Origin of the sequence: Pararhizobium sp. IMCC3301, from assembly GCF_030758315.1 — a bacterium.
In the GTDB taxonomy this organism is placed as follows: Bacteria; Pseudomonadota; Alphaproteobacteria; order Rhizobiales.
On record NZ_CP132336.1, the window covers coordinates 2,273,356 to 2,288,609 of the forward strand.

Annotated in this window: 12 protein-coding genes; 8 read left to right on the plus strand and 4 right to left on the minus strand. The window is 56.8% G+C overall.

The window, feature by feature from the left end:
• Positions 1–36: 36 nt before the first annotated feature.
• Complete coding sequence (gene rpmB / locus RAL88_RS11015; RefSeq protein WP_306269518.1) at positions 37–327, minus strand: 50S ribosomal protein L28; 291 nt, start codon at positions 325–327, stop codon at positions 37–39.
• 1,005 nt (positions 328–1,332) lie between these two features.
• On the opposite strand from rpmB, the gene RAL88_RS11020 reads away from it, so the two are divergent.
• The 5 genes from RAL88_RS11020 (at position 1,333) to RAL88_RS11040 (ending at position 7,660) form a co-directional block, all read left to right on the plus strand.
• Entirely contained in the window at positions 1,333–4,599 is a 3,267-nt protein-coding gene (locus RAL88_RS11020; protein ID WP_306269520.1) for a helicase-related protein, read from the plus strand.
• A gap of 40 nt (positions 4,600–4,639) precedes the next feature.
• Positions 4,640–5,026, plus strand: coding sequence for an RNA-binding S4 domain-containing protein (locus RAL88_RS11025; RefSeq protein ID WP_306269522.1), 387 nt, complete (start codon positions 4,640–4,642; stop codon positions 5,024–5,026).
• Positions 5,027–5,120: 94 nt separating this feature from the next.
• Positions 5,121–5,459, plus strand: a complete 339-nt coding sequence (fdxA, locus tag RAL88_RS11030) for a ferredoxin FdxA (RefSeq protein WP_306269523.1) — start codon at positions 5,121–5,123, stop codon at positions 5,457–5,459.
• 556 nt (positions 5,460–6,015) lie between these two features.
• A complete protein-coding gene (locus RAL88_RS11035; protein ID WP_306269525.1) occupies positions 6,016–6,603 on the plus strand; it encodes a CarD family transcriptional regulator in 588 nt (195 codons plus the stop codon).
• 196 nt (positions 6,604–6,799) lie between these two features.
• Entirely contained in the window at positions 6,800–7,660 is an 861-nt protein-coding gene (locus tag RAL88_RS11040; protein ID WP_306269526.1) for an RNA polymerase factor sigma-32, read from the plus strand.
• A 21-nt stretch (positions 7,661–7,681) separates the two neighbouring features.
• Here the strand turns inward: RAL88_RS11040 and RAL88_RS11045 are convergent, their stop codons facing one another.
• Complete coding sequence (locus RAL88_RS11045) at positions 7,682–10,276, minus strand: ABC transporter permease (RefSeq protein WP_306269527.1); 2,595 nt, start codon at positions 10,274–10,276, stop codon at positions 7,682–7,684.
• On the minus strand, positions 10,273–10,995 hold the full coding sequence (locus RAL88_RS11050) for an ABC transporter ATP-binding protein (protein ID WP_306269652.1): 723 nt from the start codon (positions 10,993–10,995) through the stop codon (positions 10,273–10,275). Before RAL88_RS11050 ends, RAL88_RS11045 begins: the two co-directional genes overlap by 4 nt.
• A gap of 183 nt (positions 10,996–11,178) precedes the next feature.
• On the opposite strand from RAL88_RS11050, the gene RAL88_RS11055 reads away from it, so the two are divergent.
• From RAL88_RS11055 to RAL88_RS11065, 3 genes are all read left to right on the plus strand, one after another.
• Positions 11,179–11,754, plus strand: coding sequence for an arylesterase (locus RAL88_RS11055; protein ID WP_306269529.1), 576 nt, complete (start codon positions 11,179–11,181; stop codon positions 11,752–11,754).
• Between the two features lie 49 nt (positions 11,755–11,803).
• Positions 11,804–12,859: an aldo/keto reductase gene (locus tag RAL88_RS11060; RefSeq protein ID WP_306269531.1), complete on the plus strand. Its 1,056-nt coding sequence runs from the start codon at positions 11,804–11,806 to the stop codon at positions 12,857–12,859.
• Between the two features lie 514 nt (positions 12,860–13,373).
• Entirely contained in the window at positions 13,374–14,648 is a 1,275-nt protein-coding gene (locus RAL88_RS11065; RefSeq protein ID WP_306269533.1) for a GGDEF domain-containing protein, read from the plus strand.
• Positions 14,649–14,696: 48 nt separating this feature from the next.
• Here the strand turns inward: RAL88_RS11065 and RAL88_RS11070 are convergent, their stop codons facing one another.
• Positions 14,697–14,960, minus strand: coding sequence for a DksA/TraR family C4-type zinc finger protein (locus tag RAL88_RS11070; protein ID WP_306269535.1), 264 nt, complete (start codon positions 14,958–14,960; stop codon positions 14,697–14,699).
• Between the last annotated feature and the right edge of the window lie 294 nt (positions 14,961–15,254).

Below are 15,254 nucleotides of genomic sequence, written 5' to 3' on the forward strand. Positions count from 1 at the left end.
AAACATCAGCAATCCGGACGCGGATTGCTCGTATGATCAAGCAGCAGCGGGCTGTTTTTTGGCAACCAGCTTTTTGACCCGGAGCGCTTCCGATGACAGATCTTCATCCTTGGCCTTTGCCAGAAATGCGTCGAGGCCACCGCGATGCTCTACTGTGCGCAGCGCAGAAGCGGAAACCCGCAATTTGATCTGTTGACCAAGAACTTCACTTGTTAGGGAAACATCACACAGATTCGGCAAAAAACGCCGCCGCGAACGATTCTTCGCATGGCTTACATTGTTTCCTGTCAGAACCGCTTTACCGGTCAAGTCGCAGCGTCGTGCCATGGCACAAACCTTTCGAAAATTTTGTTCGACAATCCACCCTGTGTGGCTGAAAACCGGTTCGGACGCTGGCCATTAGCAACTGCCAATGGGAGGCCGGAAAGGCCTCAACACCGTGCACCCGAATGCATAGGGAGGTAATTCGCAGCGGTCATAGGGCAGAAAGCAGCCATGCGTCAAGGTTTTCCTTGATCATCGAAAGATTCTGTTGCCTGTCCCGCCACATGTCGGCGCCAGTAGCCTTGGCAGTAGTGGTGGCAGTGGTGGTAGCAGCAGCGAAATCACCGCTGCAGCGAACACACGGCCAAGGCCTGTTCTGTTTTGGAACAGAAACCTTAACAAAGCGGAGAAACTGTGCGTCCGCCGGCAGGATGCTGATCGGTGGCCTTGCATATCATGTAGCTGGGCTTCTCCGAAACGCATTATCTTGTAAGAACAAACCAGCAACTCAGGACAGTCACTGATTCGTCGCCTGTCTGTTCCTCATTCGATCCATTGGTTAATAATACTGCAGGCCACTTTGAAAAGTGCCATATCTCCCGGCGATTCAGCTGTCCCGTTTTGAACCAAAATCGTAAATGCCGCGGCTGCGCACGCACTGCGAAAAAATCCGCTTCCACGGTGTTTAGTGTTTGGATACCGTGAGAACCACAACTGATTGTGGTGAACAAAAGAAGAACAACAAATAAACAGCGATTCGGGCACGGTTTGTTCCGCTATGGTTCCACACCTTAATTCAGCATGGAAACGTAGCGGCCCTCCGGTCGCAGTAAATTGCGCCGCGGAGTTTGCCCGGCACGCCGATCGCGATTCAGCATAAAACAGTGACAGGACTGGCAATCAGGAATAGCCGGTGCTATCAACCGGCCCGACGCTGCACATTGTCGCAGCCAGTAACCTACAATCCGGCTGAACGCGCTGTCATTGTCTGATCGATAATGTGGTCTGATCGATAATGTAGTCTGATCGAAATTGTGCGTTTGGCCCGCCTGAAAGAAAGCGGCGCGCGTGGCCCTTAATGATGCCCTCTCCACCGGTTCGGCTAAACCTGAAACACCGACGCGCATGCACAACCGCAATGTAACTGCGGTTCTTGGCCCCACCAATACCGGAAAAACCTATCTGGCAATTGAGCGCATGCTCGGCCATGAGAGCGGTATTATCGGCCTGCCCCTGCGTCTTCTCGCCCGTGAAGTCTTTAATAAACTGGTTGTCCGCGCCGGGGCGGAGAATGTCGCGCTGGTGACGGGTGAAGAGAAAATTGTTCCAAAAAACGCGCGCTATTTCGTCTGCACCGTCGAGGCGCTGCCAAATCATACCACATGCGCCTTTGCCGCCATCGATGAAATCCAGCTGGCGTCAGATCTCGATCGCGGCCATATTTTTACCGATCGGCTACTCAATCTGCGTGGCACCCAGGAAACTCTGTTGCTGGGCGCAGAAACCATGCGCTCCATCGTTGAGCGGCTGCTTCCGGGGGCGAACATCATCACCCGGCCGCGCATGTCCGTCCTGGCCTATACCGGCTCAAAAAAACTGACCCGCCTGCCGAGCCGGTCAGCTATCGTCACCTTTTCCGCCCATGAGGTCTATGCCATTGCCGAACTGATTCGCCGGCAGCGCGGCGGCGCAGCCGTGGTTCTCGGCTCGCTCAGTCCGCGCACGCGCAACAAACAGGTCGAATTGTACCAGAATGGCGATGTGGATTTTCTCATCGCCACCGACGCCATTGGAATGGGCCTCAATCTGGATGTCGATCATGTCGCCTTTGCCGCTGACAGCAAATATGATGGGTTTCAATTCCGCAAACTGAATGCAGCGGAAATCGGCCAGATTGCCGGGCGCGCCGGGCGTCATCTGCGCGACGGCACCTTTGGCGTCTCCCATGCGGTGCCGCCGTTTTCCGAAGAGCTGGTCGATGCCATCGAGAACCACCGCTTTCAGCCGGTGAAAATCCTGCAATGGCGCAATCGCCAGCTGGATTTTTCGACCATCGACAGCTTGCGCAGAAGCCTTGAAATCACACCCGATGCACCGGGCCTGACCCGCGCACCGCCGACGGAGGACTGGGAGGCGCTCGACCGCCTCTCACGCGACCCGGAAGTGACCGCTCTGGTAACCCGCCCCGACCGTGTCGAACTGTTGTGGAATGCCTGCCGCATTCCCGATTATCTGAACATATCGCCCGTCCAGCATTCAGACCTGATCAATCATATTTTCGGTTTTCTTGCCCGTGACGGAAAAATAGATGAAAACTGGTTTGGCAAACAGGTCGAACGGGCCGATAAACCCGTCGGTGATATTGATACGCTGGCTGGCCGCATCGCCGAGATCCGTACATGGACCTTTGTTGCCAACCGTGCCGACTGGCTGGAAGACGCCTGGACCTGGCAGGAAGCAACCCGAGCAGTGGAAGACCGTCTGTCGGACGCTCTCCACGATCAACTGACCCAACGATTTGTCGACCGCCGCACCAGTGTGCTGATGCGGCAACTGAAAGAGAAGACTATGCTTGATGCAGAGATTACATCCACCGGTGACGTGCTGGTCGAAGGCCATCATGTCGGCCAGTTGTCCGGCTTCCGGTTCCAGGCCGATCCATCGGCAGAAGGCGTTGATGCCAAGGCTGTGCGCGCGGCTGCCGACAAGTCTCTGGCAGAGGCGATCAGCAAGAAAGCCGTCAAGGCGTCGCAAAGCCCGAATGAGGATTTCACTCTGACGGCGGACGGGTCTATTCGCTGGCGCGGCGAGGTCATTGCCAAAGCCATTGCGACCGAGCAGATGCTGCATCCACGCACCCTGTTGCTGGCGGATGAACAACTCAACGGTGCCCCCCGCGACCAGATACAGGCACGGCTCGATCTGTGGCTGGACAGCCATATCAAAACACTGCTGAAGCCATTATTCGATCTCACGGACGCTGAAAACCTGTCCGGCACGGCGCGCGGCGTGGCATTCCGCCTGTCGGAACATCACGGCATTATGGCGCGGTCCGCCATTGCCGACGAAATCAAGGCGCTGGATCAGGAAACCAGAGCCGGACTGCGCCAGCTTGGCGTGCGATTCGGGGCATTTCATATCTTCGTGCCGCAATTGCTCAAACCGGCGCCGAGTAAATTGCTGGTTGATCTGTTTGCGCTTCACAAGGGTGAGGTTGATCTGCCAGGCCGGGAGGAAATTCCTGCTTTGTCAGCCGCCGGGCGTACGTCGGTTCCGGTCGAACCGAGCTATCTGCCGGAACTCTACCGCCTCGTCGGCTTCAAGATCTGCGGCAAGCGGGCAGTACGGATTGATATTCTGGAACGGCTGGCCGATCTGATCCGGCCCCTGATGGCCTGGAAACCCGGCGGAGCGGGCGAAAAGCCTCAAGGTGCGCTGGACGGTCCGGGCTTCACCATCACTGTCGGCATGACTTCCCTGCTCGGCTGTGCCGGCGAGGATTTCAGCGAAGTGCTGAAATCTCTTGGCTATCGCATGGAACGCCGCGAAGCAGAGCAGGCCCCGATACCGCAACCTCAATCTGAATCAGCTGCGGAACCGGGCGAAGCGGACAGCGCCGAGGCTGGCCAGACAGCGCCTGGTGCTGCGTCCAGCGCTGAAAACGGCCAACCCGCTGAGCCAGAAACATTAGCGCCAGAAATATTAGCGTCAGAAACAACAATTGCAGAAACAGCAGTTGCGCAAACAGCTCAACCGGACACTGCTCCCGCTCATGCTGCCCCGTCAGACATCGCGCCTTCTGATGTTGTGCCTTCTGATGTTGCGCCTGCAGAAGCCGCTGACGCCAGCGCGGCCACCACCACCCCGACTTCCGCTGACGATGCGGTGTCGGCAACCGAACCTGCCAGTCCTGCTGTTTCCAGTCCTTCTGATGCCAGTCCTTTTGTTGCCAGTTCTGACGCCAGCCCTGCTGAGAACGCTCCTGCAGCAGATGCTGATGAGGCCCGTTTTATCGAAGTGTGGCGTCCCAAACCGCGGTTTCACAATGACCGCAGCGCAGGCAAACGCGACGGCAGGCAATCTCAACGCCAAAGATCCGGCCAGAAGCAGGATGCCAGCCCCGGAGGCGACAGGTCTGGCCAAAATCAGGGCCAAAATCAAGACCACAATAGAAGCCGAAAATCGGATCACAAATCGGATCAGAAACCTGGCCATAAATCCACCCGCAAACCCGGTCCGGGCGGCCGGCCGCCAAGGCCGGAAAAAAAGATCGACCCGGATTCACCATTTGCGGCTCTGGCCGCCCTCAAACAGACTCTTCGAAAGAAGGATTAGGCTACGTTGATGTCGACTTATCAAATGAACTGATCTTGTCGTGTCAGAGGACGACCAACAGCGGCTCGACAAATGGCTCTGGTTCACCCGCACAGTGAAAACCCGGAGCCTGGCACAGAAGCTCGTGAAGGGCGGGCATATTCGCGTCAACCGCGAGCGCACTACATCGCCGAGTTTTGTCCTAAAACCGGAAGATGTGCTCACCATCGCCTTGCCAAAACGGATCAGGATACTTAAATTTGTCAAAGCTGGCACACGGCGCGGCCCGGCAGTCGAAGCTGCAACTCTCTACCAGGATTTGACGCCGCCGCCTGTCCCCATGACAGCAGAAGAAAGGGCCCGCAAGGGGCCAGCTCCGGCTCCAGACAAACGTCCCGACAAGCGTGCCCGTCGGGATTTGATCCGTCTGAAGGGAACAGATGACTAAAAACCGGCTGTCTGCCGCACTGCTTTTGCTTGAGCTTTGCCGGAAAACCAGATAGCAGAATTCAAACTCGAAAGCCCGATCCAGGAGCCGACTCTTGACCTATATCGTTGCCGAAAACTGCATCAAATGCAAATACATGGATTGCGTTGAGGTCTGTCCGGTGGACTGCTTTTACGAGGGCGACAATATGCTAGTGATCCATCCCGATGAATGCATTGATTGTGGTGTCTGCGAACCTGAATGTCCGGCCGAAGCGATAAAGCCCGATACTGAACCCGGGCTGGAAAAGTGGCTGCGGATCAACACCGAATATGCCGAGAAATGGCCTAACATCACCATCAAGCGGGAACCGCCGGCAGACGCCAAGGAACATGATGGCGAGGGCGGCAAATTCGAGAAATATTTCACCGAGGCACCGGGCGAAGGCGATTAAAGCCCGATCCACACCGGTCTGACCGACTGACAGCCCCGAATATGTCAGCCTTCTTTACCCAATTTTTGTGCACCGCGAGAAACCATTGATTTTTCCGGTTTTTTTTGTTATACAGAGATTGACATCAAATCTTGTCGGGCAGGTCGCCAAGCGATTTTCGAATCAACGTTCGAGTCAACGGATGACAAAACATCATTTGAAGCTGCAATTCCGGCTGTTTATTTTCAGCTGGAAGTACCCGGTTTAGGTTTGAAATCAGCCTGGTGCGCTGGAGGACAGTGCGCAAGGCAGGTTCTATTGTGGTCACGCGGATTTAGGGACCTTTCGGCATATGAATTGGTTGACGGCACAACACAGGACACCGGGCATGGCAGCAATTGCGGCTGCCTGCACCGCGCAAACGAAAAGAATCCAGCCGCCCAACCCGGAATTAACCATCTAACAAGCAGGCAAAGCGCCAACAATTCAGACAGCTTAAACTTCTGTCTGTGTATGGTGCACAAACCCGTCCGGTCTAAGATACGTATCCGGGACCGGACTTAGGAGTGAAAAGCGTATGGCAGTCAAGAAAACAACCCAGCGTCACGGTTTCAAAGTGAGCGAGTATATTGTCTATCCGGCGCATGGTGTCGGTCAGATTACTGCTATTGAAAAGCAGGAAATCGCAGGCATGGAACTGGAACTCATTGTCATCGAATTTCTCAACGACAAGATGACCCTCCGGGTTCCGGTCGCGAAAATCGACAGTGTCGGCATGCGCAAACTGGCTGACGATGCAACCGTCACCAAAGCGCTGACCACTGTGGAAGGCCGTGCCCGCGTCAAACGCACCATGTGGAGCCGCCGCGCCCAGGAATATGAAGCGAAAATCAATTCGGGCGATCTGATCTCGATTTCCGAAGTCGTGCGGGACCTGTTCCGCTCTGAAAATCAGCCCGAGCAGTCCTACAGCGAGCGCCAGCTTTATGAAGCTGCTCTGGAGCGCATGTCCCGGGAATTGTCTGCAGTCAACAAGCAGACCGAGACAGAAACCGTGCGTCTGATTGAATCCCATCTGGCAAAAAGCCCGCGCCGTGGTCCCAAGACCACCGAAGAGGATGCTGCCGAGGATGAAACGGAGACGAAGGCTGCTGCTGCTGCATAGCATGCGGGCCTGAGCCCATTCATAAACCACAAACTGCCAACCGGAGCTGCCCAGCAGCTCCGGTTTTTTATGTTTTCAGAGTACACTTCCAGACTCCCGGTCACAAAAACCGGCCGCTGAGTGATCCGTTTTGTCCACATGCCCGTACTCAACCTTAGAGCACCTGCACACAGACCAACCGGCAGCGGAGATTTGTATGAGTGATGATCACACGGCACGCCGAACCTTCATGCGGACAGCCATGAAAGCGCCCTATCTGGAGCGCGACGAGGAGCACCAGCTTGCGGTCCGCTGGAAAGAGGCAGGCGATCAGGAAGCCCTGCACAAGCTGACGTCGGCGCATATGAGGCTGGTGATTTCCTTCGCTGCCAAATTCCGCTATTACGGGCTTTCAATGAGCGATCTCATCCAGGAAGGCCATGTCGGTCTGCTGGAGGCTGCGGCAAGGTTTGATCCACAGCGCGAAGTGCGGTTCTCAACCTATGCCACCTGGTGGATCCGCGCCTCGATTCAGGACCATATTCTGCGCAATTGGTCGATTGTCCGCGGCGGCACAAGTTCGGCTCAAAAATCCCTGTTTTTCAACCTGCGCCGGCTCCGTGCCAAGCTCACCGCCGCCAATGGCGGCGTTCCGACCCATGAGACTTTCACCGAGATCGCCAATGCCATAGGCGTCTCCGTGAAGGATGTCGCGACGATGAATTCCCGTCTCTCCGGACCGGACATGTCGTTAAACGCCCCGCTCACGGAAAGCGACGGGGGAAGCGCTGACCGCCAGGATTTTCTCGTCGATGAGCGCCCCAATCAGGGTGAGACAGTGCCGGAAGCCATGGACCAGGAGCGCCGCTCCAAATGGCTGAAATCGGCAATGAGTGTCTTGTCGGAACGGGAAATGCGCATTGTCCGCGACCGCCGCCTCAGTGAAGACGGCGCAACCCTTGAATCCCTTGGAATAACCCTTGGCATTTCCAAGGAGCGGGTCAGACAGATCGAATGCCGCGCCCTGGAAAAGCTGAAAGTTGCACTGGTCGAAAGCCAGCCCGCAGGCTTTATGTAAAGAGCCCGTGCCCGACCTGCCTTACAGTTCCCGCAGCACCGGCGCGGCTTTCTGACCGAGCAGACGCCAGGTACCGGCCAGCCCGAATCCGACTGTCAGCACAAGGGCCGTCAGCAGTGCAGACAGGGCCACTGAGGGCAGGAATGTGAAATCCACGCCCATCACCCGCTCCAGTACGAACCACGCCGCCCCTGACCCGGCAATCAGCCCGAACACCGCCGTGACGGAGCCCAGCAGCAGATATTCAAGGCCGAAAGCCTGAATGAGCTTCATCCGCGTCGCCCCCAGCGTTTTCAGAATGACGGCGTCATAAACACGATGCCGCTGTCCGGCCGCCAGCGCGCCGCCCAGAACCAGTATACTGGCAATCAGCGCAATGCTGGCTGCCACCCGCACCGCAAGGGCCAGTTGTCCGATCAGCGCGTTGGCCTGGTCCAGAGCATCCTTCACCCGCACAGATGTCACCGCCGGAAACGCATTCGTCACGGTTTTCAGCACCGCCAGCTCATCCTCGGTCTGTGAACCCTGCGGATAGGTCAGGGTGGCCAGAACGCTGTGCGGCGCACCGGCAAATGTATTGGGTGAGAACACCAGAACAAAATTGATCGCCAGCGTTTCCCAGTCCACTTCGCGCAGATTGGCGATCTCGGCCGCAATTTCGCGGCCAAGCACATTGACGGAAATCTCATCGCCGATCTTCAGACCGAACTCTGTGGCCAGTTCCGCATCATAGGAAACCAGAGGCTTGCCCTGATAATCTTCCGGCCACCAGACCCCCTCGGTCAAATTCGAGTTTTCCGGCAGAGTTGCGGAATAGGTGACGCCGCGATCACCGCGCAGCGCCCACTCCGAGCCGGGCGGTACTTCAATCTCGTTGACCGGGACACCGGCCAGCGAGATCATCCGCCCGCGCAGCATCGGAACCGTTACGACTTCGCCGCCGGGCGCAACACCGGACAGCACATCCTTGAACTGCTGCAGATCATTGCTCTGAATGTCGACAAAGAAAAAACTCGGCGCCTGTTCGGCAATGGTGGAACTGAGCTGCCGTCTTAAATTGCTGTCGATCAGGGTCAGCGATACCAGCAGCGCCAGCCCCAGCCCCAGCGACAGCACCACGCTTGGCGTCAACGCGCCTTTGCGGTGCAGATTGCCGATGGCCAGCCGCCATGGCGTTGAACGCGGACGCGGCACGCGTTTTGCCGCCGCCATAATCAGCGTGGCGACAAACCGCAGCAGCACGAAGGCAACCACACAGGCGCCAACAAACACGGTGGCGATAAACGGATCATAGGACAGGAAAATCGCAGCGCTGATGAGCGCGATAATCGCGCCGAGAAAACCCAGCAGATAAGGCCATCCCGGCAGGCCGGACCCGGCGACAGCTTCATCTCGGAACAGCGCGGTCGGCGATACCTGCTGAATTTTCCCCAACGGCCACAGCGCAAACACCAGGGTGGTCAGAATGCCGTAAAGCACTGCCAAAGCGAGTTCTTGGGGATAAATCCCCATGGCGGTATCAACCGGCAGGATGTCACGCAGAAAACCGGCCGCCACAAATGGCACTGCCGCACCTGCCAACAGTCCAATGGCGATACCGACCAGCGCCAGGATCAGGATTTGAAACAGATAGACCCGGAACACAAAGCCGCCCGATGCGCCGACCGATTTGAGAGTGGCAATGACTTTCTGCTTGGTGTCGAGATAGGCGCGCACTGCATTGGCAACACCGACGCCGCCGATAACCAGCGCTGTCAGGCCGACAAGGGTGAGGAATTGCGCAAATCGCTCGATATTGCGGCGCAGACCCGGAGAGGCATTGTTGCGGGTATCAATATCCCAGCCTGCCAGCGGGAATTTTTCGTCCGCGTCCGCCGCAATGCGCTCCATGTCAGCATCCGAATTGGCATTGGCAGGCAGATTGACCCGGTATACCCAGTCCATCAGGCTGCCGGGCTGAATGAGGCCGCTTTCGCGCAGCGCCGGTGCAGAGATCATCAGCCGTGGACCAAAGCCGAAGCCAGTGGCAAGCCGGTCCGGTTCAACCGTCAGCGTGTCGCGGATCTGAAACGTCAAATCGCCAAGCTTCAGCGTATCGCCGACCTCCAGATCGAGCCGGGCAAGAAGTTCAGGCACTGCCAGCGCGCCCCACAATCCGTCCGGGTCCGACGCGCGTTCCAGCAGTGGCGCAAATTCCGCGCCGGTGGCTGTCTCCACCCTGCCGGTCAGCGGATAGGCAGCGTCGACTGCTTTCAATTCGACCAGCGTCTGGTCAGTACCGTCAGTGCGCCGCGCCATGGCCCGCATCGTGGCGATCTCTGACACCTCGCCGAGACTGTCGATATAGGCCCGCTCGGCTGCCTCCGCCTCGCGATGAACCAGTTCAACGGCGATATCACCGCCCAGGATCGTGGTGCCGCCCTGGGATATCCCCTCATTGAGAGAGCGCGAGACCGAGCCGACCCCGGCAATCGCCGTGACGCCGAGCGCCAGACAGGCCAGAAAAATGTAAAACCCTTTCAGCCCGCCGCGCAATTCGCGCAGCGCAAAGCGCAATGACAACCCGGCAGGCGGCGCAACCCGGAGAGCCTGATTCGGCAAAGCCGGCGCACTCATGCGCTTTGCAGCAGGTCTTCACCTGCCGCCCGGTCTTCATAAATTTCCCCGGAGCGAATCGCGACAACCCGTTCGCATTCATTGGCCAGACCGCCATCATGGGTCACCAGAACCAGCGTCATGCCGCGTTCCTTCTGGATTTTGAACATCAGATTGGTGATGTCGCGGCCGGTTTCGGCATCCAGATTTCCGGTGGGTTCATCGGCAATCAGCAGGGTTGGCCTTGGTGCCAGAGCGCGCGCAATGGCGACACGTTGCTGCTCGCCTCCGGACAGTTGCGAAGGATAGTGGCCCATCCGCTGGCCAAGGCCGACGCTTTCCAACTCGCTGCGGGCGCGCTCAAACGCATCTGCCGCACCGGCAAGCTCCAGCGGAACGGCAACATTTTCCAGCGCCGTCATATTGGCAATCAGATGAAACGACTGAAACACGATGCCGATATGAGCACCGCGGAACACCGCCAGCTGATCTTCAGACAGCCCGTCAAAGCTCTGGCCGGCAATCTCAACCACACCACTATCGGCCCGTTCCAGCCCGCCGATCACCATCAGCAGGGTGGATTTGCCCGAGCCGCTGGGTCCGATCAGACCGAGAGACGTGCCGCGCTTCACTTCAAACGAAAAACCCTTCAATATATGAACCCGTCCCGCACCGCTGCCGAGGCTGAGATGAACGTCATCAAGTCGAATGGCTGGCCCGGCGGTTTGGCTCGAGGGTATTTCGGTCACGATATTCTGCCCTATATGGAAATTGCACGGCCAACAGCACAGCCAAAAGCACAATTTGTGGCTGAGACCGGAATGAAAGACTTGCTCTCATATGGGAAACTTCTGATGCATTGCAAAATAATAGCTGCAGCATGTTTGCTGGCCTGGCAGGCCGTATTCTGGACCGGACCGGCAATGGCGGAACAAAAAGCCGTTCTGGCGGCGTTTGGTGACAGTCTGTCGGCAGGCTATCAACTGGCCCCGCAAGCGGCGTTTCCCGATCAGCTGCAGGCAGCGCTCACCGCGAAGGGGCTGCATGTCGAAGTGCGCAACGCCGCGGTATCCGGCGATACCGCAAGCGGCGGGCTGGCACGGCTGGACTGGTCGATTGGCGAGGACATTGACGGTGTCATTCTGGAACTGGGCGCAAATGACGCGCTGCGCGGCATTGACCCGCAGATCACCCGCACCGCTCTGGATACGGCACTCGCCCGCTTTGCCGAACGCGGCATTGAGGTTCTGTTCGCCGGAATGCTCGCGCCGCCCAATCTTGGCGCGGATTACGGCACCGAATTCAATGCCATTTACCCCGAGCTTGCCGACAAATACGATGTCCTCCTCTATCCGTTTTTCCTCGACGGCGTCGCCGGACAAAAGGCGCTCAACCTGGCCGATGGGCTGCATCCCACAGCAGACGGCGTTGCCGTGATCGTGGAGCGCATTTTACCCAGCGTTGAAGCGCTGCTGGACAGAATCGCCGACGCCTCGTAACACCTCCCACCAGATCGCATTTATTTCTCACCAATTCAGGACCTTACCTATGGACATGCGCAGGCTTGGCCGCACCGATATCAATGTTTCCGCCCTGTGCCTTGGCACCATGACCTTCGGCGAACAGAACACCAGAGCCGACGGCTTTGCCCAGATGGACCGCGCGCTTGAAGCGGGGGTCAATTTCTTTGATACGGCCGAGCTGTATGCGATTCCGCCAAAGGCCGCCACGGCCGGGCGCACCGAGCAGATCATCGGCGACTGGTTTGAGGCGAGCGGCAACCGCGATCAAGTCATTCTGGCAACCAAGGTGGTCGGCCGCAGCGACCGCATGGACTGGTTTCGCGATGACGGCGCGCTGCCGAAGCTGGACCGCAAGAACATCTTTGAAGCCGTCGACAAAAGCCTGACGCGACTGAAAACCGATTATATCGATCTGTATCAGATTCACTGGCCCGACCGGAACATGCCCGGCTTCGGCGCCAGCCCGATGCGCTTCAAACAGCCTGAACGGCTTGAGGATGAAATCACGATCGAGGAAACCCTGGAGGCCATGACGGAGCTCGTCACTGCCGGCAAAATTCGCGCCATCGGCCTTTCCAATGAAAGCAGCTGGGGCACCATGTCCTGGCTGGAAGCCCACCGGACAAAGGGTCTGGCGCGGGTCCAGTCGATCCAGAATACTTATAATCTGGTCAACCGCACATTCGAGGTCAATCTTGCTGAAGTAGCCTTGCGTGAAGATGTCGGCCTGCTGGCCTATTCCACCTTGGCCCAGGGCTTTCTCACCGGCAAATATCTCAACGGCGCAAGGCCAAAAGGCGCCCGGCGCACACTGTTCAACCGCATGGCCCGTTATGAGGGCCCGGGCGCGGAGGCGGCCTACACCGCCTATGTCGCGCTCGCCGCAAAGTTTGACATTGACCCGGCGCAAATGGCCATCGCCTTTGCCACCGCCCGCCCCTTCACCACCGCCACCATCATCGGCGCAACCTCACTGGCGCAACTGGATGTGGCTTTGGGCGCGGCAGATCTGGATTTGAGCGACGAGTTGGAAGACCGCATCAACGAATTGCACAAGATCCACGGCAATCCGTGTCCTTGAGGGGTTTTGGGTCGAAGGTAAGTGGAATGGTGCAACAACGATCGTTTTCGCTGCACTGCAAAACCGATCTGGTAACCTTGCTTGAAACTGTCCGGTTTTAAAGCCCTGCGCGCAAGATCTGCAGGCGGACTTTCCGGTACCGCCTCTTCACCGCAGGCCCGTCCGAGGCTTCAACGAGAAATATGATTAAAATTTAAATTCACTATTGAATAAAAATTGGAATATCGAATTTTCTTAAACTAAAAAATATTGTGAGACGCTCTTTGCAACATCAGCAGATTTACCTGGGCTGACAGAAGGGTGGTACGAATTGAAAAGTTTTTCCTTTTTTGGTTTTTTTGGGCGCGAACCTGCGGGCGCGCAGGGTCTGAAAACCCCTCGCTATTCGGGCAATCGCTGGAGGGGACGCAGCCAGCTCCATAAATTCTGGTCCGCGATTGCGTACCCTTTCCACAGATCGATTCACATAAGATTTCAATACGCCTTCGCTCTTGCCATTCTTGGCCTTGCAATCATGGCCCTGATAACTGTGATTTCAGGCCGCGCGCTCCTGAATATATATGAGCACAGTGTAGAGGAAACGCATCTCGATATTTCCGTGATCAGTCGCATCCAGGAGTCACTGCGGGAGATTGATCATCTGGCATATGGTTACTTGTTCGAAGGCGATCAGTCCGCGCAATTCCGTTTCAAAGCGATCGAGGAGCAGGTGGATATGCAGTTCCACCAACTGGCCGAAGCCGAGAGGCAATTCGGATCGAATGAACACGCCCATTCCAAAATCTCGCTCCCCGTAACCAACCGGGCGTGGCAAGGTGTGAAAGCTGAAATGCTCAACGTATTCCAGAACACGCCGGGCACAAACGAGGCGAACACCAAAGCTCTGGCGCGCGTGCACGCGGTGGTCGATCCGCTCTATGAGACGATATCCAGGTACCAGAAACTTTCAATGCAGGATATGCAGACGCGTCTGGAATCTGCCCAATTCGTCGGAGGAAGGGCCTTTTATGCGATGTTGAGTGCCATTCTCATCGGTCTGGGCCTTTTGATTGGTATGGGGCTCGCAGTCGGCCGTTCGGTACTCCGGCCCATCACAAAACTTCATGAGGCCGCACACAAGCTCGTCAAGAAGGACTTCTCCCACAGGGTTAAACTTCGCAACACCAGGGACGAACTGGGACAACTCGGCAGGGTGTTAAACATCGCGTCTGCCACATTCCAGCGGTTGCATCGGGAACTTGAACTGCGCGCGACCCATGATGGCATGACAGGCTTGTTCAATCGTGCCAGTTTCGACGAGCAGCTGCCGCAGGAATGCGAGATTGCGGATCGCCACAAACGGTCGCTGGCGCTCCTGATGGTTGATATCGATTTCTTCAAACGCGTTAACGATGAGCACGGCCATCAAACCGGCGACCGGGTATTGCAGGCCATTGCCCGGTTATTAAGCGAAACAACTCGGCCGGGGGACGTGGTGACCCGATATGGCGGCGAGGAATTTGCGATCATTCTTCCACAAAGCGGCGAGGACAGCGCCATGGCGATGGCGGAGCGGCTGCGCAGCGCTATCGAAAATGCTGTTATCAATTACGGAACCGGTGAGGATATCAAAGTTACCGTCAGCATTGGCTGTGCCAGCCGACAGTCTCACACGGTGACCGCTGAAGATCTTGTCAAGGCCGGCGATGCGGCGCTCTATCGCGCCAAAGAGGCTGGCCGGAACCGGGTTATATCGGCCGGAAACTTAGCGCCGGAAAATGACGGAATTGCGCAGATTATTGCGGCGTGAGCATGATGATCTGATCGACGGCTGATCCTCGCCAAGTTGCGTGTTTGTTCAGCGCAATTGGCTGTCTTTGCTGCCACGCCGGTTGAAGGTGCTGTGTTCGATTTTTGAATCCCGTCTCGATTGGCACTGGACGCAGGTTTTGACGCCAGGGACGGCTTGTCTGCGCGGTTCAGGAATGGGTTCACCGCATTCCTCGCAAAACTCTGCGCTTGGACCGGCATTCATGCGTGACCGCGCATTTTGAACAGCATCGGATACAGTGTCATCTATCTGATCCTGAATTGCGCCATCTTTCGTCCAACCGCCAGCCATATCAATTCCCTGGTTAGATTTATCCTATTGAAGAAAATAGTATGAACGCCGACCGTTTCAATAACACCAGTCACTTCCGGGCAATTTCAATACTTCCGGGCAATTTCAATTTGTTGGCGGCCACATTCCAGATATCCGATTGTGCGACTTTGTGAATGTAGCGCTAAAATTCAAACGCGACAGTTCAAAGCCGTTGTAAAACTTTTAGTTCTTGCACATCAACTGAAGTTCTGGGTCAAAAGCGAACGGTGGACTTGTTGAATCAATGGCGGCTGCTATGAGCCTATCAAATAA

Excerpts from the sequence above, each read along its gene's own strand:
- rpmB (WP_306269518.1), bottom strand. The coding sequence starts at position 327 with ATGGCACGACGCTGCGACTTGACCGGTAAAGCGGTTCTGACAGGAAAC.
- RAL88_RS11035 (WP_306269525.1), top strand. The coding sequence starts at position 6,016 with ATGGCAGTCAAGAAAACAACCCAGCGTCACGGTTTCAAAGTGAGCGAG.
- RAL88_RS11040 (WP_306269526.1), top strand. The coding sequence starts at position 6,800 with ATGAGTGATGATCACACGGCACGCCGAACCTTCATGCGGACAGCCATG.
- RAL88_RS11045 (WP_306269527.1), bottom strand. The coding sequence starts at position 10,276 with ATGAGTGCGCCGGCTTTGCCGAATCAGGCTCTCCGGGTTGCGCCGCCT.
- RAL88_RS11055 (WP_306269529.1), top strand. The coding sequence starts at position 11,179 with ATGGCGGAACAAAAAGCCGTTCTGGCGGCGTTTGGTGACAGTCTGTCG.
- RAL88_RS11060 (WP_306269531.1), top strand. The coding sequence starts at position 11,804 with ATGGACATGCGCAGGCTTGGCCGCACCGATATCAATGTTTCCGCCCTG.
- RAL88_RS11065 (WP_306269533.1), top strand. The coding sequence starts at position 13,374 with ATGGCCCTGATAACTGTGATTTCAGGCCGCGCGCTCCTGAATATATAT.
- RAL88_RS11070 (WP_306269535.1), bottom strand. The coding sequence starts at position 14,960 with ATGGCTGGCGGTTGGACGAAAGATGGCGCAATTCAGGATCAGATAGAT.